The following is a 21079-nucleotide window of genomic DNA, read 5'->3' on the forward strand; positions in this document are numbered from 1 at the left end:
GCCGCTGACCCGCGCACGGCGCCTGCTGTCGACAACCAGCCGCGCAAGCACCGCCCGCAACAGCTCGGTGCCGGTCCCGCAGCGCGGAGCCCATCACCGCCAGCGCACGGTCCTCGCCGCTCGTCCCGGTGGACGTAGCCACCCTCGCCTCCCCCCTGTGCCCCGACGGAGCAAACTGCCCAGGCCGTTCGCGCAGCCCGCTTGACCGGTGTTCCCGTATCTCGACCGCCGGCCCGACGTGGGCGGATCACGGCTGGTGCCGCCGGCCACCGCAGCTTTCTGCGAACGGCAGCCGGCGGACGTCTCAAATGCCGCGCCACGGCCTTGATCGCATTCATTCCCGCAGATCTCGACCAGGCACGAAAGGGTGCGGCGTGGTACAGCGCTCCCGCACGCCGGTTGTACCCGACCACCATTGGTTGTTCGACGTCGTGGTTCACAGCCGCGTTGGACCGCTGGCTCTGGCCGATGGTGACCATTAAGGCCGTTTGGCTGGGCATCGCACCGCGCCCACGGGGCGCGCCTGGATGGTCGACACGTGCCTCTCGGAGCGCCTACGTAGCCAGCCGTACCACGGTGTGGCTGCTCTGTTAGACGGTGGTTCAGCGCGAGCTGGGCGACCGAGCAACTGTCCGCCTGCATCTCGATGTTCCGAGCCGGTGCGTCTCCTGAGTGGCCGGCCAGTTCGCCTCGATCGGTACGCGGCTGCAGTCGGCCAGCGCCGTTGTCTCCGCGCGACCGTCTGTTTGCAGATACTGGCGTGCCCAGCGGCGTGAATGCCGGAGCGTCGTTCCCCGTGTTTCTTGTCGGCGATGCCGCGCGGTTGGGTGGACGCTCGATACACCGCGGCGTGCGTGCGGACGGCGCGGTGTCTCGGTCTGGGCCTGCCCCGTCGGCTGGATATGGTGCGCCGTCGACGAGCGTGCGGATCGCATGCGTCGACCATGTCGATCGGTCGAGCCCTTCGTCCATCCGGATCGCGCTGGTAGCCAGCGACTGCAGCAAGCGATTGATCAATCGGATCAGCCGCGCTCGCAGCCGCTCGTCTCGGGCCCGGTCGAGCAGATCCGCGGCATCGGCGAGGTCGAACGCCAGATACACGAGGGCCGGTCGTGTTTCGCTGCTGGATTCGCGCAGGAGCGCTCGGCGTTCCAGATCGCCGACCTGCCGGACGATCTCGCCGTCGTCGACTCCGTCAACGACGATTCGGGTCAGCGCATTCATCAACGCAAGCAGAAGATCCGGGGCAGCTGCAACGCGCTCATTGACGCTGCCAAGCATTTGCCGAATCGGTTGATCGCCGCGCGCGTCTGTCAATTCTTGGAGCTTTCCGAGCCGTTCAATGGTCGCGCGCTGGCGCCGGTCCGCAATGCGTTCCGCGTCGCCCTCGGCCCAGAGTTGCAGCAGCTCGGCGCCGGCGCCGAGGAGACGGTCTGCAGCTTCGGCGAACTGACGGCCGGGCCAACGACGACCAGCTTCTATCTTGGACACCCACTCACGACTGGCGTACGCCGCCTTGCCAACGAGACGTTGAGAACACCCAGCGACTCTTCGACGGCGCCGCAGCTCGGCCGCGAAGCGAGCTTGCGCAGATTGAGCCCGCGCAGTCGACGTTGCCGGCTTCACCTGCGGCGAGCTCGGATTGAAAGGAGAGATCGCCGCGCGCGTGATCGGCGGGGCAGAGAGCCAAGCCGTCGGCACGCCAATGGGATGCGGCGGGCCACCGCCACACGTCGACACAGGCGCTCGTTGCATTGATTCACCTCCCGGAGCTGGCGTTCTCGGCCGCGTTGTGGACTGCCGCGGACCAGGCAGGCTGCTCACGGGTTGCGTTCCACCGAGCGCGGTACGTCACATCCATCGAGAGCTTGCGATAGGACCGCTCCTGCACCCAAGCAGCGCATGTATGCGGACGCGCTGGCTCGGTGAGCGGCTAGTTAGGCCGACTAGTCCCGCTAGTCACCCATCCGGCTCGCGTACGAGACGATGAGCTCGTCCGGAGCCTCGTGAAGTGGTAAAGGCCATCCGGCGAGCTTCAGTTTCCGTACCGGAGCGGTTACCGTACGGACACGCCCGGCAACATTAGGAGCGGTGATGTCCGTTGATGGCGCTGCGCGGCTCAAGGTTCCCTCACCGGTGCTGGAGCACCCTGCGATGCGTGTCGCCCTCGCGCGTCACGATCTCAAGACGGTGTACGCGCGGCTGAACCATGCCGGGTTCTCCCATCGAGCGATCGGTGCAATGACCGGCCAGGCGCCGTCGGAGATCTACTCGGTGCTGCATACCGGGCGTCGCATCACCTCGTACGACCTTCTGGCCCGCATCGCTGACGGCCTCGGTGTGCCGCGCGGCTACATGGGGCTGGCCTACGACGCGACAGCCGCCGACGTGCTCGATCTCGTTGGCGCTACCTGCTCATCAGCCGCCGATGAACGCGAAGAGGTCCGGCAACTGCTGGCCCACGCCGCGAACGTGACCATGGGCGCTGCGGTCCACGATGCCGCGCGGTGGTGGCAACCCGTCGAGTCGGGCCGCAGTCCAGTTCCGGACCGAGTCGGCGTCGCCGACGTCGAGAACATCGAGCACGTCACTGCCACCATGCGGGTCCTGGACTACCGCTTTGGGGGCGGGGCGTGCCGCGATGCGGTAGTCGCCCAGGTCATGTGGGCACAACGACTGTTGACGGCCGACCGAGGACAGGATGTTGAGCGCCGACTCCACCAGGCACTTGCCGACCTGCACAACCTCGCCGGATGGACGTCCTTCGACGTTGGCTTGTACTCCGCTGCCCGTAGCCACTTCGCGCGGGCCCTTGAGCAGGCGCGATACGCCGAGGACTCTTCACTCGTCGCCAACGTCCTCTACCGGATGGGTCGCCTCCATCTGCACCGCGGGCTGCTGCAACAAGCGCTGCGGTTCTTCCAACTCGGCCAGATCGCAGCACAGGATTCTGGAAGCGACCTGACCGTGGCATTGCTTTGCGCGAACGAGGCTTGGACATATGGCCTACTCGGCGACGCCGGCCAGGCCGCGAAGTCCATCAATCGCGCACGGGACGAGTTCGGCCGTGCAGACCTCGCATCCGCCCCGATCTGGGTCCGCTTCTTCGGTGAGGCGGACTTGACCGCCTTGACCGGCATGGTGCATGCCGCTCTGCCGCGCGACCGCAAAGAGCATCATCTGCACGAGGCTGTGGGTTCGCTCACCGCATGCCTGAGCCTCCGCGGCGAAGCCGAGACACGCAGCCGCACCTTCGAGCTGACCGCCCTCGCCACCGTGCACCTCCGGCTGGGCAACCTCGCAGAGGGCGTGGCGGCAGGACATCAGGCAGCCGACCTTGCAGAACAGGTACGGTCGGTGCGCACCATCGATCGGCTCGAGCCGTTGGCCGCCGAGGCTGCAGCCCACCCGGGCGCCTCCGACGTTCGCGACCTCGGCACCCGGATTGCTACGCTGCGAAAGGTATGACTTCCAGCGAACACGATCCTGAGCAGCATGATCGATTAACGCCTCAGACCCTGGATGCAGTCATCCAGGCTGTGGGTCGTCACCTTGACCTCGACGTGCGCGACGCCACTCTGATCAAGTTCACCAACAACGCCGTCTTCCGACTCGCCAAGGAGCGGATTGTGCTGCGCATCGCCGGCTCGCAGGCGATGCGCAGCCGAGCGCCGAAGATCGTTCGCGTGGCACAGTGGCTGGAGGAACGACATCAGCCGGCGGTTCGGCTGCTGGACGGCATCCAGCAGCCGATCACTGCAAATGGCCACCTGGTCACCGCCTGGCACGCTGTGGTCGAGACCGGCGTTAGGCCGTCAGGTCATGACCTTGCCGCGACCATCCGCATGTTCGAGGCGCTGCCAGCACCTCCGTTCGAGCTGCCCACATGGAATCCCTTCATTGAAATCCGGCAGCGTATTCACGACGCCGACGGCCTGACCACGGACGAGCTCGCGTTCCTGGAGCAGCTGGCTGACTCCGCTGAGCGCGACCTAGGCAACGTCGACTTCGTGCTGCCCGCCGGCGTCATCCACGGTGACATATTCAGCGGAAACATCTTGATGAGCCCGAGCGGGCCAATTATCTGCGACTTCGATTCCACCGCTATCGGACCACGCGAATGGGATCTGACGCCCGTCGCGGTGGGCAAGCTTCGGTTCGACTACCCGGGCGACGCCCATGATGTGCTGGCCGCAGACTACGGTTTCGACATCTTGCGCTGGGACGGATTTCCGGTGCTGCGGCAGATCCGTGAACTGAAACTCATCACGAGTGTCCTGCCGATCCTGAACACCAATTTACGAATCCGTGAGCAGTGGCGCCTCCGCTTCGACAGCATTCGAAGCGGCAACACCGCAGCGAAATGGACCACCTACAGCTGACCTCTGCAGCTGGCGCTAGGCGCGACACACGCAAGCACGCGCCCTGATCCGCCGCCGTCATGAGGAAACACCAACTCCGTGACCGTTGCGCCGCCTCGAGACGGACCTGCCCGCCCGACGTATGCCCTGAGCTTCACGCACATCGCAGTGAAGCTGAATGGCCAATTCGCCTGCCTCGATGGGTACAAGCCTGGGTGTCAGCGCTCTGTACCACGCTGACGTCTTCACCCGCGTCCGCTGCGCCGCCTACGGTCGTCACTCAACGGCAGGCGATCGACCGCGACGGGACAGCGGGAGTACGTCATCCCTCAGCGATCCGGCCGAGGCGTGTCACCGCCAACGACGCCGGTTGTCAGCCCGGCTTCGCGCGCTGTGCAGTCCTTGCAGCGTGAAGCTCGACCGGCCGCCCGCGCACGTCGAACGTCCGCCGTTCAGCGATCAATGCAGCTTCGAGGGAGGTGAGTTTCGTGACGAAGTGGGTCGTCGGCGGCGCGTGATCGTCCGCTAGCGCGTGACGCTAGCTTCCTGCGGCCTGCCGGCACGATCGCTACGTGCGGCAGGCCGCCCCCATCCAGTCCTCTGTGCGCGGCCGACGCCGCCGAACTCGATCGAGGTGTTCCCCAATGGTCCGGTCGCCGCTCGCGCCGTTGTTGCCGTTCGAATCCTTCACCTACCCGTTCTTCGACCAGCAGTACACCGGCGACCACCAAGCTCTGGTCCGGGCGCTGCTCGGCGCGGAGAACCTCACGTTCCCCGGCGACCCGCACCCGGGCAACAAGGCGCTGTACGTGCACGTCCCGTTCTGCGACACGCTCTGCACGTTCTGCCCATTCGTAAAGTCGGGCAACGCCAGCGCCGATCGGGTCGCCGCCTACCTGGCAGCACTGCACACGGAACTGCGGACCGTCGCCGCGACCCGGCGGATCGGCCAGTGGACGCTCGACGCGGTGTACATCGGCGGCGGAACACCGTCGGTGCTGACCGTCGAGCAGATCGCCGAGCTGATCGGTGTGATCCGCGACGCGTTCTCAATCGCCGCGGACGCGGAGATCTCGTTCGAGTTCGAGGCGAAGAGCGTCGACGAAGCCAAGTTCCAGGCACTCGCTGAACTCGGCGTCACCCGCGTGAGCTTCGGGGTGCAGACGTTCGAACCCAACACCCGCGGCATGGTCAACCTCACCGCGAGCCTCGATCAGGTGTACGCCGCGATCGGATGGTCGACGAAGTACTTCACGAACACCAACCTGGACATCATGGTCGGCTTCCCTGGCCAGGACCGCGACGCCGCCCTGCTGGACGCCCAGGTCGCCGCGAGGTGCGGGATCGGCAGCGTGTCGGTCTACCCGGTCGACTATGTGATGACGCTGCCGGGCTGGATGGACCAGATCCGCCGTGGTGTGCTGCCGCGACCGGCCGGCATGGCCGAGCGGGCAGCGATGTTCCACGCTGCCCGGGCCGAGCTCATGGGCGTCATGGGCGAGCAGAACATGTACTGCTTCGGCGACCCGACCGCCCCGCCCACCAAGTACATGTTCGGCACCCTGTACGGCGGGTACCGCGACGAGGCCGTCGGCGTCGGGACCGGCGCGTACTCGGTGATGCGCGGTCTGGCGTACTACAACGACGCCGACGAGCGCACCTACGTGCAGCGAGCCGGCGCGGGTGAGCTGCCGGTGGCCGCGTCGATGCCGTACCACGCCTACGAGAAGGGCCTGGTCTTCTGGCCGAAGCGGCTGACCTTCGACCTGGCCGATCTGGCGGTGCTGTCGCTGGAGGAGGCGCTACTGCCTCGGATCGACGCGCTGGTCGCAGAGGGCCTCGCCGCCGTCGACGGGACCGTGCTGCGCCTGACCGAGCCCGGAAAGCTGGTCTACAGCGGCCTGATGGGCTCCTTCTTCACCGACCCGCAGCAGCGGCTCTACCACCGGATGGTGGCCCGGTTGGACGAGCAGGTCGGCGATGTCGACAACCTGGACTGGGTCGCCGGCGCTGCAGGTCGAGGCCGGCTCGGCGCGCTCAACGCGCTGCCCGGTGCCGCCACCACGCGACGCTCTCTCACGGTGGTGCCCCAATGATCGATTCCGCCTGGCGCCGGACATTCGGCGCGCTGCACGACAGCGGCTACGCCCGCCGATCTCCGCGGCCCGGCCTGACCAACCGCACGGCGGGCGGCGTCGACCTCGCCGCCGGCGAGGCCCGCTACCCGCTGCCAGAGCCGGTGCGTGCTGAACTCGGCACGGCGGTCGCCGACCTCGACCTGATCGGCTACGGCCACCCGGCCGGGGACCTGGGGCTGCGAGCAGCGTTCCTGCAGCACCTGTTGGCCGGAGCGTCCGCGCGGGACCTCGCCTCACCGCGGCCGGCTGGCACCGCCACCGGGGACCCCAATCAGGTCCTGGTCACCGCCGGTGGGAAGGAGGCCGCAGCGCTCGCGCTGCGGCACCTTCTCAACGAGCACGGCGGTCACGGACTGCTGCTACCCCAGCCGGGCTGGGAGCCGTACCGGATCTGGGCAGCTGGGTTCGACGTGCCGGTCATGCCGTACAGCCCAGCGGCTTTCGCCGCCGATCCGGGCCTGCTCCGGACATTGGTGCAGGGCCAGCAGCGGCCGAGTGTGCTGGTGCTGAACTACCCGCACAACCCCACCGGGGTCACGATCGACCAGGCGTCGCTCAACCAGCTCCTCGCCACCGCGTCCGAGCTCGAACTGGCGGTGTTGTCCGACGAGGTGTACCGCTGGTTCGGACCCGACCCGGTGTCTGCGATATTCGCGCCGGCGTACGACCCGCGCCGGCACCTCATCGTCGACTCGACGTCGAAATGGCTGACGACCGCCGGCCTGCGGGTCGGGTTCCTCGTCGGACATCCCGACGTCATCGGCAACCTCAGCGCGTTCCGCGGCACGTACGCGTCCGGCACCAGCACGGTCGACCAACGACTCGCCCACCAGCTGCTGTCCAGCCCCACCGCCACGGACTGGCTGACCGAGGTCCGCCTGGATGTCGACCGGGTCCGCACCGAGACCGTGAAGCACCTGGTCGACCTCGGGGTGATCGTGCTGTCCCACGGCAGTCTCTACATCTGGTGCAACCGCGACCTCGAGCACCCCGGCGTCCTGCACGACGCGCCGAGCCACGCAGCGGCGTCGCTGACGCCCGGCGACGGCTTCGGCTCGCCAGGAAGGGTCCGGCTGTGCGCAGCCCGCGCCGGCCTGGAACCAGCCGAGGCGGCAGCAGCAGCCTTCGCGGCGTTGCGAGGCACCGATGCGTGACCACTTCGACCGCCACGATGTCGCCGAACCCGCCACCGGGACGCTGCCCGGTGTGCACCTGCTGGACGTGACGTTGCGCGACGGCGGGTTCGAGACCGACTTCCACTGGCCCTCCGACGTGCTCATGACCCACCCGCCCGCCGTCGGCCCGGTCGGCGTCGACGTCGACGAGCTGGGCTATCTCGGCGGGGTACCGCTCGAGCACGGCGTCGCCGTCGCCGGCGTCGGCGCGCACCTGCGCCCGGAGCACCTCGCCGCCGCACGGTTCGACGGCGTTCGCCTCGCCGCGATGGTGCACCCCACCGCCCTCGACAGCGGCAACGGCAACGGCGGTCTGGACGTGGACGCCTACGCCGACGCGGGTCTGGATCTGCTCCGGTTGGTCTACCACCCCGACTGGCTCGATCCGATCGCCCGGCTCGCGGCCCGGGCGCACGACGCCGGACTGCGGGTGTCCGTCAACATCGCCCTCGCCTCCCGGTACCGGCCCGGTGAGCTGGCCGAGCACGCCGCGCGGATCGCCAACGCCACGGAACCAGACGTGCTCTACGTCGCCGACACCTGCGGCGCGCTCGACCCGACCCAGGTGACGGGGTTTGTCGCGGCCGTCCGAGCCGTCACCGACGTGCCGGTCGGGTTCCACGCCCACGATTTCCTCAGCTTCGGCTACGCCAACGCCCTCGCAGCGGTCGCGGCCGGCGCACGGTGGCTGGACGTGTCTGTCCTCGGCCTCGGCCGCGGCGGCGGGAACCTGTCCGCGGAACTGGTCCTCGCCCGCCACCGCTTCCCTGGAGAACAGCTCACCGGCCGGCTGGAGCTGTTCCTGTCCCACCGCGAGCAGCTCGCCGAGCTGGCCGACCGGCCGGTGCCGGACCTGGTGCCGATGGTCTGCGGCGTACTGAACCTGACGCCCGTCGAGGAGCAGGCGCTGCGGACGTTCGCCGCCGAAGACGGCATCGACCTGCAACTGGCGGCGTTGTGGCTGGTCGCGGCCTACGGCCGGGTGCCGTCGCTGCACGTCGACGGCCTGCGCGCGGGGTGGCTGGCCGAGGCCGCGCCGGTGGTCGCGTGACCCCGTCACGGGTGAGTCACCGCGCCGGCCGGATCGCCGCGCACCGCTACGACGACTTCCCGGTCGGGGCAGGTGACCTGGATCTGCGTGGTGACGGCTCGCCGCAGCTGCGCGTCACCGCCGCCGTGATGCAGCGCGCCCGGCCGAGCCCGGCGCTGACGCTCGGCTACGGCGACGTCGCCGGGGACTGGTCGCTGCGCAACGCCGTGGCAGAGCTGTTCGGCATTGAACCGGGCGACGTCATCGTCACCACCGGAGGCAGTGAAGCCCTGCATCTGGCACTGGCCTGCACCACCGATCCCGGCACCTCCATCCTGCTGCCGGCCCCGGCGTTCCCCGGCTTCGCGCAACTGGCGAGGCTGCTCGGCCTGCAACCGATCTGGTATCCGGTGCCCGCGGTGCTGCCACACCGCGACGCCGGGACGCCGATGCTGATCTGCTCACCGCACAACCCGACCGGCGTCGTCACCACGCTTGCCGCACCCGGAAACGGCTGGACGATCTGGGACGTCTCACACACCGCCTTCTCACTCGACGACCTCGCAGGTATCCGGCGGCGGCTCACCGCCACCGGGGTGGTGGTCTTCTCCCTGTCGAAACTGCTGCGCCTGCCCGGGATCCGGATCGGCTGCCTCATCACCCGCAACCGTGCCCTCGCCGACGCCGTCGTCACCATGAAAACGCACCTGTCGATGTCGGCGAGCCGGCTCAGCCAGCACCTCGCCGCCGAGATCCTCACCGACCCCGCCACGATGCCGGAACTCGCCCAGCGCGCGCACGGTATCGCCGCGGACCGGGACCGGATCATCGACGCCGTCGCCGGCGCGCAGCACCTCCGCCTCGTCGCCGGCGCGGGGACCGCAGGCACCCACCTGCTCCTGCAGACGCTGACCGGCCGGAACGCCGCGGCCCGGCTGCGCGCCGCGCACATCGTCGGGCTGCCAGGGACGGTGTTCGGCGGCGCAGCTGACACGGTCCGGATCTGCTTCGCCCAACCCGGCGACGTCATCGACCGGGCTGCGAAGCGACTGGCCAGCCTGTGACCGCACCCAACCAGCGCCGTGTCGGCCTGGCCTACCTGGTCCTCGCCGCCGTCGTAGCGGTCACCGGATCCGCGTTCGCCGTCACGCTGTCCCAGACCGGCGCCCAGGCTGGCGCTCAGGACGGCCGGCACCCAGCCGCAGCGCCTGTCTCGGCGCCCGGTGGGCTGGACGTGCCGCACATCCTCGCGGTGGTGGCGCTCCTCGTCGCCGTGACGCACCTCGGCGGGAGCGTCGCCGCCCGGCTGCGCCAGCCTCGGGTCATCGGGCACGCCGCCGTGGGCCTGCTGCTCGGCCCGTCCGCTCTCGGGCAGGTAGCGCCGGCGGCCGGCGGGTGGCTGCGGGCCGGCGGTGCCGCCGCGGCCGTGGAGGTCCTCGCACAGCTCGGCGTCCTGTTGTTCGTGTTCCGCATCGGCCACGACCTGGCCCGTTCGACGGCCAGCGCGACCCGCGGCGCGGCGCTGCTCGCCGGGCACACCACGGTCGCGGTGCCGCTGCTCGGCGGGGCCGCGGTCGCCGTCACCGTGCTCGCCGCGCCGCCCGGCGTCGGAACGATCCCGCACGCGCTGTTCGTCGGTCTCGCGATGAGCGCGACCGCCCTGCCGGTCCTCGCGCACATCCTGGCCGAACGGCGGCTGCTGACCAGCCCGCTCGGCGCCCTCGCCACCACCGCCGCCGCGGTCGCCGACGCCACCATCTGGGCGCTGCTCGCCGTCACCCTGTGCCTCGTCCGGGCCGGGTCGCTGGCCGCCACCGGGCTGCGGCTCGCCGCCGCGGCCGGCTTCATCGCCGCCGTGTGGTGGCTGCTGCGGCCGCTTGCGTCGCGGATGCTGGCCGCAGATCGTGGCGTCTCGCCGGTCCGGCCGGCGCTGCTGCTGTGTATCGTGCTCGGCTGCGCGGCCGCCACCGAACAGCTCGGGCTGCACGCCATCATCGGCGCGTTCCTCGCCGGGCTTACCCTCCCGCGGCAGGCCGCGGCGGTACGGCGGGTCGTGGCCATTGCCGGCGGGGCCGCCGACTGGCTGCTGCCCCTCTTCTTCGTCGCGATCGCCGCGCATACCCGTCTCGACCTGCTCACCACCGGCCCCGTCGTCGCCTTGGCCGGCCTGGTCCTCGTCACCGCCGTCGCCGGGAAGCTGCTCTCCGGTGTCGCGGCCGGACGCGTGATCGGTCTCGCCTGGCGCGACGCGACGGTCCTCGGCGTGCTGCTGAACTGCCGCGGCGTCACCGAGCTCGTCCTGCTCAACATCGGCCGCACTGCGGGCATCATCGACGGCACCACGTTCACCGTGTTCGTCGTGATGGCGGTCCTCACCACCGCCGCGACCGGGCCGCTGCTCGACCTGCTCGGCGTCCGGCACATCGCGCGCGGTGACGTGCCAGCCCCAGATGCCGGGCGCGTGCCAGACCGCTTTGCGGAGGCGGCGTGAGCAGCCGCAGCGGTTACCTGTCGACGAGCCGCAGCAGCGGACGCGGTCCCGCCGCGCCGAGTACGCGCTGGAACTGCCCGGCGGCGTCCGGCCGCCGCTTCAGCACGGCACTCACCAGCCAGACAGCCGCCTTCCGCACCGGCTTCGCAGGATCCGGCAGCACCCCGACCAGGCCCGGCACCGCGACCGGATCGAGCCCGGCACACACCGGCGCGATCAACATGACCAGGAACAGCCGCCGCTGCCAATCCGACGCTGACACAGCCAGCCAACCCAGATCCTCCACGAGCAGGGCCTCGGCCTGCACCGCAGCACCGAGCACCCCGCCGAACTCGTCGACGGACAGCCAGTTGTCGAGCAGCGGAGCCCAGTCGCGCACCATCGCCGCAGTCGGCGCCACCGCCGTCCGGCGCAGCAGCATGCATGCCGCCAGCTCATCCTCGTGCGCCGTGCCGTGCCACAGCACCGTCGCCGCGGCCCGCACCATGCCCGCGTCAGGCCCCCCATGGCGCGGCGATGGCGGCCGCGCCGCTGCGTGGACCGCGGCCCGCAGCAACGGAATCCGCACGCCGAGCACCGGCTTACCAGGGCTACGGGCAGCGACCGTACCCGGCACGTACGCCGTGTCAGCATGCCCACGCACGCCAGCGCGAATCTCGGCAGCCAGCGCCGCCGCAGCCGCGCCTCCATCGGCCGACTGTCCGCTGACCGCATCCGTGGTCGCTGGCTCGTCCTTCACCTCGTGGACCGTACCTTTCACCCGACCGAACCTCAGGGAGGCACCACTGTGGCCGGCACCGCTCTCGACCTGACCGGACCCCGAGCCGGGGCCGGCATCCCCGTCTACGCCGTCTACGGCGACCTGCACCCTGCCGCCACCATGACCGAACTCCTCGCCGGCGGCGTGCACCTCCGACAGCTCGGGCCCGACCACCTGATCCCCGTCGAGGCCGGCCTGCCACACGCCGCCCAGCAGCTCCTGGACATGCTCGCCCACCACAACGGCCGTCCGCTCGCCGGAGTCGTCGGCTTCGACGACTGGTGGACCGTCGCCCTCGCCGCCCTCAACCCGGCCTTCCCCCTCGCAGCCGCCCGACAGCTCGTCACCGATAAAGCCGCGCTGTACACCACGCTCACCGCCAACGGCGTCCCCGCGCCGCCGCACCTCACCGGCCCGCTCGACCATGACCTCCTCACCTCCGCTCTGGACCGGTTCGGCGCGGCACTGATCCTCAAGCCCGCAACCGGTGCCGGCTCCCGCGGCGTCTTCCGCTACCGGACCGACCTCACCATCGGAGAGAACATCGCCGTCTACCAGCGGCTCCGCGCGCTCGGCCACATCGACAGCAGCGTACCGACGATTGCCTGTCCCTACCTCGGCGGTGACGACGCACTCGAGATCAGCGTCGACGCCATCGTCTGCGCCGGCAACGTCAGGCACGCCGTCGTCCACGAAAAGTGCACCGCCACCCGGCAAGAGCCGTTCGTCGACCAGATCATGCTCACCCCACCCGTCCAGCCGCAGATCGTCGCCGCCCTTCCCGGCCTACCCGCCGTCACCGCCGGCATCGTGGCCACCCTCCAACTGCACGACGGCACCCTGCACACCGAACTGCGGCTCCACGACGGCGTCTGGCACGTCCTGGACATCGGCGTCCGGCCCGGCTCAGGGCTCGTCTCCCACGCCGTCCAGGCCCTCACCGGCACCGACCCCCGCGCCGTCCACCTCGCCGCCTCCCTCGGCCGCCCCCTGCCGGCCGACGTCATCCGCAGCCGCACACCCAGGTTCGCAGCCGCCGCCATCGCATGCTGCTACCTCGCCGACGAGCGACGCGACGCCGTCGACCTCGCCGAACAGGCCGACCTCGCCCACCACCTCCGCCACGACCCGGCCGTCATCGGCTGGCACCTCAACACGGCCGAGCTCGACGATCAGGTCTACCGACCCGACGCCGGGCTCTCCATCGGCGTCGCCGCAGCCACCCCGACCGAAGCCAGCAAACGTCTCCAATCGCTCGTTGCACCGTACGGCTACACCACGCCCTAGCCCTGCACCGACCAGCCGAACCGCGTTCACCAGGGAGCACACCGATGACCCGCCTGCATCACCTCGCGCTCACCGCAACAGACCTCGTCGCAAGCGCCGCCTTCTACGACCCATTCCTCGCCGAACTCGGCTACCACCGCAGCGGCGGCCTCGAAAGCCCCCTCATCTACCTCGCCGACGGCCCAGAGATCCTCGTCTACCTGGTCGAAGGCAACGACACCGCACGTCACGCACACGGCAGGCCGGGACTGCAGCACCTCGCGTTCCAGGTCGACGACGCTGCGGCCGTCGACGCCGCCTACCAGGCAGCAGCTGCCAGCGGCGGCACGGTCGTCCACGCACCGCGCACGTATCCCGAGTACGCCGACGGGTACTTCGCCGCTTTCGTCGAGGACCCTGACGGATCCCGGTTCGAGGTCGTCAACATCCCGAAGTCCTAAGCAGGGGGCGCGCGTCCGTCCCGTCGGCGCGGACGGGACGGACGCGCATGCAGTCGCGCCGCAGCATGGGCCGGTCTCGCTGCGCGTGGTTTCGGCGTTCGATGACGAACGGTTGGGCCTGGCCAGCGTGGTGGCACCGACCCACTACCTGGCTCGACCAGGGAGGCGCCACGATCGAGTGAAGCGGGCGCGGCAGTGTCGGGGGAATCGCTTTCATTGCCAGTCGTCGTCGTTGACGGCTGGCGATGTTCAGGAGCTGCGAGCTGGTACCACTCAGCAGCTCGGTCGCGGTGCCCCAGCATCAGCAGTGCGTCTGCGGTCAGCGCGGCGAAGACAGCCAGAACGGCCGAGACTCGCTCGGCGTGGTTCATCGCCAGCGGCCGTCGCAGTAGCGCACCGGCGTCGGCGGCGCCGAGCGCTGACGATGACAGCACGTCCACCCAACCGATCGTGTGGCCAGCGGCAGCGCCAAGATCTGCGCACCGCCGCTCCAGCGCAGTGACGTCATTGTCAGCTTCGACTGGGCAGAGCTCGTCCCGAAGTAAGCCCTGCAGGTCGTCAACTGCCGTTAACCAGGCCGGAGACAGCTCTCCAGCGGCCGTCTCCAGGGTGACGGTACGAAGATGTCGAGCCGCAGTTCCGATCTTCCCGCGGTGGCCAGCCGTCGGACGCCTCAATGTATGTGGCCGAGCGCCGTGCGCGCGAGGTCGGCGAATCGCGTCGTAGGCCTGCTGGAGTTCGCCATCTGCGTTCAGGGCGGCTTCTGCTCGTTGGACGAACGCCGCGCTCGGTGCGCGAAGACCCCGCTCAACCAATGCCACGTATTCACGGCTGAAGTACATCTCAACACCGAGTTGACGTTGGCTCCATTGCTGCCGGCGCCGTGCCTGCCGCAGTTGATTGCCGAAGGAGACAACGCCGGCGGGTTGGGGCGAGTCGTATGCGACAACGCCGGATGCCACGATTCTCCCCCATCTCGGACGCGATGTACCTGCAGCGGACGGGCTCGCCCGAAGGCATTGCTTCCCGCCGTGGCCGAGCCAACGCTAGGAGTGTCTGGCCGGCCCGGTCCAGGTTGTTGCGGAGAGTTGCAGCATTCCGCCCTGCCCCGGTCAACGCGTGCCTCGGCCATAGCGCTCGTGGCATGTGCGCCCTACGGCTCGATGGCGAAACGGACAACGCGGGACGTTGACGGCCGTTGATAGCCCCAGGAGACTGGTTGGCGTGCGCAACATCGTGCACTCATCGGGACAGGAGGACCCAGTGCGGATTAAGTTGATTGCAGCAGATCCGGAGTCTGCGCCGACCAACTCGCCGACGTTGTACAAGACGGACCGGGGCAGCTGGATCGTGCAAGGCTGGGTCGTGACAGACCCCGAGGTGCTCGCAGAGATGGGCATCCCTGTGGGTGAGACCTGCGTCGAGATCCCGGACAGGATGGTTCCGTTCTTCGCGGAAGGAGACTGATGGCCCGTCTGACCGTTGCCGAGTTCGAGGAGGCGATCAGGCACTTCGATGCGGAGTCGGTGCATCTGGAGATGCGCGACGCGTACGGCACTGAGGTTGAACTGCCGCACCTCGCCGCCTGGGCAGCAGGCGAGCCGACAGACCTCGCGTTCATGCAACCCTGGTGCGATGACGTCCGAGGCTTCGTCGCCGAAGGCAAGACGCTGCGCCGAGCCCACGTGGTCTCGGAACCGCTGTCGGACTACCAGCGCTGGGCATACATCGTCTTCGGGGCCAGCGAGGACGCCGGCGAGGAGCACCGCTGGGTACCCCGTCGCCTGGTGTCGTCGATCGCCTTCCCGGGCAACGACTTCTGGATGCTCGATCGGCGGCTCGTGATCTTCCACCACTACGCAGGCAACGGTCGCAATATCGACTTCACGACCAGCACGGACCCGCACGACATCGACCTGTGTTCTGCCGCGTTCGAGGCCGTGTGGCGTATCGGCATCCCGCATCACGAGTACAAGCCCGACTGACCGACGTTCGTGTCCAGCACACAGCAGCGAGCCCGGGAAGCGTTCGGCAACCGTCTCCGGGAGATCCGCCTCGACGCGGGCCTCTCGGGACGGCAGCTCGCCGAAGCCACCGGCTTCCACTACACCAAGGTCTCCCGCGTTGAGCATGGCGGACAGAGTCTTTCCGATGCGGACATCCGGGCATGGGCAACGGCTTGCAACGCAGACGCCCAAGTCGCCGACCTCATCGCGCAGATGCGCGCCGTGGACACGCTGTACCGCGACTACCGCCACGCAGCGCGGCGAGGGCTGCGCCAACTTCAAGAACCGTGGGTTGCCCTCTACGAGCGCACCACCCTCTTCCGCGTTCACGAACACTGGATCATCCCCGGCCCCATCCAGACCGAGGCATATTCAATGGCCGTCATGGCGCACTGGCGAAACCTGATGGCGCTGCCCGAGGACGACACCGAGGCAGCAAATGCGATCCGCATGGATCGTCAACGCATACTTCGCCTCGGCCAGCGTCGATTCATCTTCTTGCTCGCGGAGCAGGTGCTCTACAGCAGGGTCCCGTCGCCACCGGCCATGCTGGATCAGTTGGACCGCCTCGCGGAGGTCATGCGCCTGCCGCGGGTCTCGCTGGGGCTGATCCCCACTACTACCGGCCTCGACGGACACAACCAGACCTCATTCTGGATCTTCGATGAGTCCCTCGTCCAAGTCGAGACGTTGACCACAGGCTTGGACATCACCCGCCCCGAAGAGGTCGCCCTCTACGTTGCGACCTTCGAGCGGATGCGAGGAACCGCGGTCTTCGGTCGCCAGGCGAAGGCGCTCATCGGCCGTGCCCGCGACGAGCTGCTCCAACAGCCGACCATGTCGACCTGACCCGCGCAGTGGGCGAGCAGCCCCATCGTGCTCATTCGCGGGCAGCACATCCGGAGGGGTCATGTATCGACCGCACGCCTTCCCCGTATCGGTCAAAGGGGTCTGCATCACCGCTGGGCGGGTCTTGCTGCTTCGCAACGAACGTGATGAGTGGGAACTGCCCGGCGGCAAGCTCGAACTGGGCGAAGACCCGATGGCGTGCGTCGTGCGGGAGGTCGCCGAGGAGACCGGCTGGACGGTCACTGTCGGAGCGATCTTGGATTGCTGGCAGTACCACATCCGCGACGGCGTCGACGTGCTGATCGTGACGTACGGTTGCAGCGTCGATGCCGACCCTCAAGTCCGTGTCAGCTCTGAACACAGGGACGCCGGGCTCTTCAGACAAGACGAGGTCGCCGCGCTGCACATGCCAGTCGGGTACCGTCGATCGATCCTAGATTGGTATAGCCGTCTCAACGTTGAGGTGCACGACTAGAACGTGTCGGCCCTCAACAGGTCTCGCGCATTAGGTGGCCTGGCAGCGGATACACCTGGGTACAACAGGGAACGTTCCAACCTGTACCAGTTGGATTCGTCGATGCGAACCAACCGCCGGGTTACATTCCGTCCACAACCTGTTACCGAAGGCCACCATCCCTCGGGTGCTGGCCTACGTCCTGGGGAGTGGTCATGGTCGAGGCTGTCGTATTGGATTGCTTCACCGTCGAGCCGAGCGGGCTCGGCGTTCCGCCCTACCTGTCGTCGTACGTCCGGCAGGCGTTCTCGGGCCTGTCCCGTCAAGCCGGCGCGGGCCGGGTGCGGTACCTGACGATCGATGATGTGCGGTGGGCGCTGAACGGCGGCGTGCCGCTAACGGAGCCACCGTTGTCGGATGCCCATACGTACTCGGACACGGTGAACCGCGCCGACGCGCTGCGGCTGCTGCGGGACGCGCAGACCGTGGTGGTTGTGGCCGGTGATGCGGTTCCGTCCGTACATCTGCACGCGGTGAACGGCTCGATCGAGGAGATCGCTCGTGCGGTTGCGGTGACCCGCGGCCGGCGGGTCTTGTTCGGGCCGATGGCCGGCCACGCCGTTGCAAACCGGACGCCGTTCCTCGGACTCTTCGACGTGCTGCACACCCACACCGTCACTTCGGCCGACCTCGCCATCGGCAGCACCGCGCCGGCGGCGTACGAGCAGCTCGCCGCCGATCGTGGTGGCTACGCCGCCCTGGTCGAGCAGCTCGGGTGGACACCGGTGGCGGAGATCGAGCTGTACCGCGGCTGCACCCGCAAGCACTTCTGCTCGTTCTGCGTGGAGCCGTTCAAGTCCCCCGCCGTGGTCTTCCGTCCGGTTGAGGACGTCCTGGCCGAGGTCGAGGACCTGTACGAGGCTGGTGTCCGGCACTTCCGGCTCGGTCAGCAGACCTGCTTCTTCTCCTACCTGAACCGGGACATCGGCGGGATCGAGCGGCTGCTGTCGGAGATCCGGACGCGGTGCCCGGACCTGGAGGTCCTGCACATCGACAACGCCGACCCCCTCGCGGTCGCCTCCCCGGCCGGCCGGAAGATCGCCCAGCTCGTCGCGGACTACTGCACCGACGGCAACTGTGCGCCGATGGGGATGGAGACGTTCGACCCGGTCGTCGTCGCGCGCAACGCGCTGACGTGCACGCCGCAGATCCTGCGCCGCGCGGTCGAGCACGTGAACGAGGCCGGTGCCGACCGGGCGGCGAGCGGGTTCCCGCGACTGCTGCCGGGGATCAACCTGATCTACGGACTGCCCGGCGAGACGCACCGCACGCACGCGGCGAACCTGCTCGGTCTGCAGGAGCTGTTCGACGTCGGGCTGCTATGCCACCGCACCAACGTCCGGCAGGCCCGCGTCTACCCCGGCACCCCCCTCGCTGCGCTGCACGAGGCGGACCCGCCGCCGTCACTGGAGCACTTCCCGTCCTGGAAGGCCGACCTTGACGGCACGTGGGACGAGCCGATGAAGCAGCGGGTGTACCCGCTCGGCACCCGCCTGCAGGGCCTGCACGCGTTCTTCACCACCGGCCGCGGCACCTGGTACCGGCGGTTGGGTTCCTACCCGATCCAGGTGGTGGAGCGCGACACGACCGTCCGCCGCTACACGCTGGCCGACCTGACCGTCACCGGGCACGCTCCGCGGTTCATCTACGGAGCCCGTGATGCTACGTAGCGTCCTCGCAGAGGTCCACCGGGACTTCGCAGCCGTCGAGGACTGCGCGCATGTGGGCGTGCTGGTGCCGTGGGCGAACACGATGATCGAGAGCGAGCTGCCGCAACTGTGCGGTGAGCCGGTCGTGTTGCACTACGCGCGGATCGTGCCCGCCGAACGGTACCGCGAGTCCGATGCGTTCCTGCAACAGCTCACGGCCGGTGTCCCGGCCGCGCTCGCCCAGTTCGCCCGGCTCGACCTGGCCGGGGTCCTGCTGGGCTGCACGACGATCGGGTTCACCACGCCGGCGGCACCGGGCACCGCCGAGCTCGTCGGCGCGTTCGAGGCGCTGCTGGCCGGGCTGCGCCGGCTGCACGCACCGCGGATCGTCCTGGCCACGCCATACCCGACGGCGTGGACCGCACGGGAAGTCGAGGCATTCGCGGCACACGGCGTCGAAGTTGTCGCAGAGTCCTGTCTGGACCTGGACGTGCTGCGCGACTACACCGCCATCACCGCCGACGACCTCCGCGGTCTCGTCGATCGGCTGCCCGCCGCGGCGCGAGCGAACGCCGACGCGCTCGTGCTGTCCTGCACTGCCTGGCCGACCCTCGGCGTGCTGCCCGACCTCGAAGCGCAGCTCGGCATCCCGGCGCTCTCGTCCAACCTGGCCCTGGCCTGGCAGGCCATCCAGATCGCCCGAACGGCGCAGCAGCGATGAGCAGACCGTCCACCCGGACCGCCCCGGCGCCCCGATCCGCCCCGCACGTGCGGCCCGCGGCGCTTCGGCGGCGACTGTTCCGGCTCGTCGACCGCGCCGCCGACCTCGACGACGTGCGCGCCGACGTAGAGGCCAACCACGACAACAACCGGTGGTGGCCGATCACCATCGCCGATCCCCGGATGCGGATGCTCGCCGCCGGCTGGAGCACCCGCGTCTCCTACAACATGATCAGCACGTACGCGCGCGTCATCGCCGACGCCGACGCCCGCTCCTTCGACACCCTGACGGGCATGGCGGACGACGAGCTCACCGGCCTCGTCACCCCGCTCGGCCTGCCTGAGGCAAGGATCACCTACCTGCGGTCCCTGGACGAGTTTCTCAACGGCTACACCGCCGCCGGCGTCGATCCGCAGGCGATGCCGGCAAACGCGTTCATCGCCGCCTTCGCGGCCAAGGTCCGGCAGGCGTCGTACAAGGTCGCGCAGTGCGCGGCCCTGTACGCCCGCGGCTACCACTGCGGGATCATCCCGGTCGACAGCGGCATGGTCGCCCACCTCGCACCCGTCCTAGGCCTGCCGCTACCCAGCGGGCCGATCGCCCACGAGCACATGCGCCGCGTGCTGCAGGACGCCGTCGCAGCCCGCGCCGCCGACTACCGCGACCTGATCGCCGCCAAGCAGCACGCCGTGACGTTGCCGGACGGGGTAGCACCGACGTGGTGGGTGCACCTCGTCCTGATCTACTTCAAGCGCCGCTACCTCAATCGGCCCCACCCCGACGTCTGCCAGCGCCGCCCCGTCTGCACAACGGTCATCGGCTGCGGGCATCAGGCACGCCGGCCATGACCGGTGTGCTCGCCGTTGCCGGCAACGTTGCCCACATCCGCACCAGCCACCCGCGCAAACCCAGCCGCGCGTTCGTCGGCGGCGCTGCCTGGCACATTGCCCAAGGCGCCGCCCGCGCCGGCATGGCCGCCGCGCCGATCGCGGTCATCGGCGCCGACCTCACCGCCGAACTCTCCCGGCAGGCCGCTGATCACCTCGTACTCGACCACGTCCGAACCGAGGCGGGGCCGTCAGCCCGGTTCGACCTGCACTACGACGCCGACGACCAGGTGCACAGGGTCGAGAGCCACGTCGGAGCCGCCGCCGCGCTCACCGTCCACGTCTTGTCCCTCGCGCCCCGCTTCCGGCGATGGCATGTGTCATGCCGCCGCCCGCTCGACCCGGACACCGTGCTCGGCGCGCTGCTCCACACCCCCGGTGTCCAGGTCAGCGTGGACTTCTTCGCCAGCAGCGCCGAAAACCTCATCCCGTTGACCGTGGCCTGGCTCCCGGCCACCAGCGGCGTCTTCGTCAACGCCGCCGAGCACGCCATCCTCGTCGGTGTCATCTCGCCTGACCGGCTACCGCTGCTGGTCGTCACCGACGGCCCGCGCCGCGCCGTGTGCTACCGGCACGGAGCCGTCACCGCCACCGTCACCCCGCCCGCTACCACGGCGGCCGACCCCACCGGAGCGGGCGACACCCTCATCGGAGACTTTCTGGCCGGGTGCCACGCAGGCCATACCGACGCGGACGCGCTGCTCCGTGCCGTCTCCGCCGCGTCCGAGCACATCGCCGCACCACGCCCCGACCCGGGCGAGAGAGGTTGAG

At 69.3% G+C, this 21079-nt stretch carries 20 protein-coding genes; 17 read left to right on the forward strand and 3 right to left on the reverse strand.

Annotation, left to right across the window (positions count from 1 at the left end):
- Nucleotides 1-93: 93 nt before the first annotated feature.
- Nucleotides 94-1755, reverse strand: coding sequence for a helix-turn-helix domain-containing protein (locus tag ACQEVZ_RS55010; protein WP_433383868.1), 1662 nt, complete (start codon nt 1753-1755; stop codon nt 94-96).
- 339 nt (nt 1756-2094) lie between these two features.
- On the opposite strand from ACQEVZ_RS55010, the gene ACQEVZ_RS55015 reads away from it, so the two are divergent.
- The 7 genes from ACQEVZ_RS55015 to ACQEVZ_RS55045 all read left to right on the forward strand — a co-directional run bounded on the left by ACQEVZ_RS55015 (nt 2095) and on the right by ACQEVZ_RS55045 (nt 11195).
- Nucleotides 2095-3468 (forward strand): tetratricopeptide repeat protein, encoded by a 1374-nt coding sequence (locus ACQEVZ_RS55015; protein WP_433383870.1) that lies wholly within the window; start codon nt 2095-2097, stop codon nt 3466-3468.
- A complete protein-coding gene (locus ACQEVZ_RS55020; RefSeq protein WP_433383872.1) occupies nt 3465-4382 on the forward strand; it encodes a phosphotransferase family protein in 918 nt (305 codons plus the stop codon). Before ACQEVZ_RS55015 ends, ACQEVZ_RS55020 begins: the two co-directional genes overlap by 4 nt.
- Before the next feature lie 623 nt (nt 4383-5005).
- Nucleotides 5006-6457, forward strand: a complete 1452-nt coding sequence (locus ACQEVZ_RS55025) for a coproporphyrinogen-III oxidase family protein (RefSeq protein WP_433383874.1) — start codon at nt 5006-5008, stop codon at nt 6455-6457.
- Nucleotides 6454-7653 carry a pyridoxal phosphate-dependent aminotransferase gene (locus tag ACQEVZ_RS55030; protein ID WP_433383876.1) on the forward strand — a complete coding sequence of 400 codons (1200 nt, stop codon included), beginning with the start codon at nt 6454-6456 and terminating at the stop codon, nt 7651-7653. The genes ACQEVZ_RS55025 and ACQEVZ_RS55030 overlap by 4 nt, the downstream gene beginning before the upstream one ends.
- Nucleotides 7646-8725 carry a hypothetical protein gene (locus ACQEVZ_RS55035; RefSeq protein WP_433383878.1) on the forward strand — a complete coding sequence of 360 codons (1080 nt, stop codon included), beginning with the start codon at nt 7646-7648 and terminating at the stop codon, nt 8723-8725. Before ACQEVZ_RS55030 ends, ACQEVZ_RS55035 begins: the two co-directional genes overlap by 8 nt.
- Nucleotides 8722-9768 carry a pyridoxal phosphate-dependent aminotransferase gene (locus tag ACQEVZ_RS55040; protein ID WP_433383880.1) on the forward strand — a complete coding sequence of 349 codons (1047 nt, stop codon included), beginning with the start codon at nt 8722-8724 and terminating at the stop codon, nt 9766-9768. The genes ACQEVZ_RS55035 and ACQEVZ_RS55040 overlap by 4 nt, the downstream gene beginning before the upstream one ends.
- Complete coding sequence (locus ACQEVZ_RS55045; protein ID WP_433383882.1) at nt 9765-11195, forward strand: cation:proton antiporter; 1431 nt, start codon at nt 9765-9767, stop codon at nt 11193-11195. Before ACQEVZ_RS55040 ends, ACQEVZ_RS55045 begins: the two co-directional genes overlap by 4 nt.
- A 13-nt stretch (nt 11196-11208) precedes the next feature.
- Here ACQEVZ_RS55045 and ACQEVZ_RS55050 read toward each other — a convergent pair whose 3' ends face one another.
- Nucleotides 11209-11934: a DNA alkylation repair protein gene (locus ACQEVZ_RS55050; protein WP_433383884.1), complete on the reverse strand. Its 726-nt coding sequence runs from the start codon at nt 11932-11934 to the stop codon at nt 11209-11211.
- 48 nt (nt 11935-11982) lie between these two features.
- Here ACQEVZ_RS55050 and ACQEVZ_RS55055 point away from each other — a divergent pair, with 48 nt between their 5' ends.
- Together ACQEVZ_RS55055 and ACQEVZ_RS55060 are read left to right on the forward strand one after the other, a co-directional pair.
- Nucleotides 11983-13242 carry an ATP-grasp domain-containing protein gene (locus tag ACQEVZ_RS55055; RefSeq protein ID WP_433383886.1) on the forward strand — a complete coding sequence of 420 codons (1260 nt, stop codon included), beginning with the start codon at nt 11983-11985 and terminating at the stop codon, nt 13240-13242.
- A 44-nt stretch (nt 13243-13286) separates the two neighbouring features.
- Nucleotides 13287-13682, forward strand: coding sequence for a VOC family protein (locus ACQEVZ_RS55060; RefSeq protein ID WP_433383888.1), 396 nt, complete (start codon nt 13287-13289; stop codon nt 13680-13682).
- On the opposite strand, the gene ACQEVZ_RS55065 is transcribed toward ACQEVZ_RS55060, so the two are convergent.
- Nucleotides 13679-14644: a helix-turn-helix domain-containing protein gene (locus ACQEVZ_RS55065; protein ID WP_433383890.1), complete on the reverse strand. Its 966-nt coding sequence runs from the start codon at nt 14642-14644 to the stop codon at nt 13679-13681. The two genes, ACQEVZ_RS55060 and ACQEVZ_RS55065, sit on opposite strands and share 4 nt — an antisense overlap.
- A gap of 262 nt (nt 14645-14906) precedes the next feature.
- On the opposite strand from ACQEVZ_RS55065, the gene ACQEVZ_RS55070 reads away from it, so the two are divergent.
- The 8 genes from ACQEVZ_RS55070 to ACQEVZ_RS55105 all read left to right on the forward strand — a co-directional run bounded on the left by ACQEVZ_RS55070 (nt 14907) and on the right by ACQEVZ_RS55105 (nt 21078).
- Nucleotides 14907-15149 (forward strand): hypothetical protein, encoded by a 243-nt coding sequence (locus tag ACQEVZ_RS55070; RefSeq protein WP_433383892.1) that lies wholly within the window; start codon nt 14907-14909, stop codon nt 15147-15149.
- Nucleotides 15149-15667 carry a DUF6879 family protein gene (locus ACQEVZ_RS55075; protein ID WP_433383894.1) on the forward strand — a complete coding sequence of 173 codons (519 nt, stop codon included), beginning with the start codon at nt 15149-15151 and terminating at the stop codon, nt 15665-15667. The genes ACQEVZ_RS55070 and ACQEVZ_RS55075 overlap by 1 nt, the downstream gene beginning before the upstream one ends.
- 9 nt (nt 15668-15676) lie before the next feature.
- The gene (locus ACQEVZ_RS55080) at nt 15677-16537 is read left to right on the forward strand and encodes a helix-turn-helix domain-containing protein (protein WP_433383896.1); all 861 of its coding nucleotides are present in this window, start codon (nt 15677-15679) and stop codon (nt 16535-16537) included.
- A gap of 61 nt (nt 16538-16598) precedes the next feature.
- Complete coding sequence (locus ACQEVZ_RS55085; RefSeq protein WP_433383898.1) at nt 16599-17012, forward strand: NUDIX hydrolase; 414 nt, start codon at nt 16599-16601, stop codon at nt 17010-17012.
- Between the two features lie 194 nt (nt 17013-17206).
- On the forward strand, nt 17207-18721 hold the full coding sequence (locus tag ACQEVZ_RS55090) for a radical SAM protein (protein ID WP_433383900.1): 1515 nt from the start codon (nt 17207-17209) through the stop codon (nt 18719-18721).
- Nucleotides 18711-19421 carry an aspartate/glutamate racemase family protein gene (locus tag ACQEVZ_RS55095; protein WP_433383902.1) on the forward strand — a complete coding sequence of 237 codons (711 nt, stop codon included), beginning with the start codon at nt 18711-18713 and terminating at the stop codon, nt 19419-19421. Before ACQEVZ_RS55090 ends, ACQEVZ_RS55095 begins: the two co-directional genes overlap by 11 nt.
- Complete coding sequence (locus ACQEVZ_RS55100; RefSeq protein WP_433383904.1) at nt 19418-20269, forward strand: hypothetical protein; 852 nt, start codon at nt 19418-19420, stop codon at nt 20267-20269. The genes ACQEVZ_RS55095 and ACQEVZ_RS55100 overlap by 4 nt, the downstream gene beginning before the upstream one ends.
- The gene (locus ACQEVZ_RS55105) at nt 20266-21078 is read left to right on the forward strand and encodes a PfkB family carbohydrate kinase (protein WP_433383906.1); all 813 of its coding nucleotides are present in this window, start codon (nt 20266-20268) and stop codon (nt 21076-21078) included. The genes ACQEVZ_RS55100 and ACQEVZ_RS55105 overlap by 4 nt, the downstream gene beginning before the upstream one ends.
- Nucleotide 21079: the final 1 nt, after the last annotated feature.

This window comes from Dactylosporangium sp. CA-152071 (assembly GCF_050936335.1).
Taxonomy (GTDB): Bacteria; Actinomycetota; Actinomycetes; order Mycobacteriales; family Micromonosporaceae; genus Dactylosporangium; species Dactylosporangium maewongense.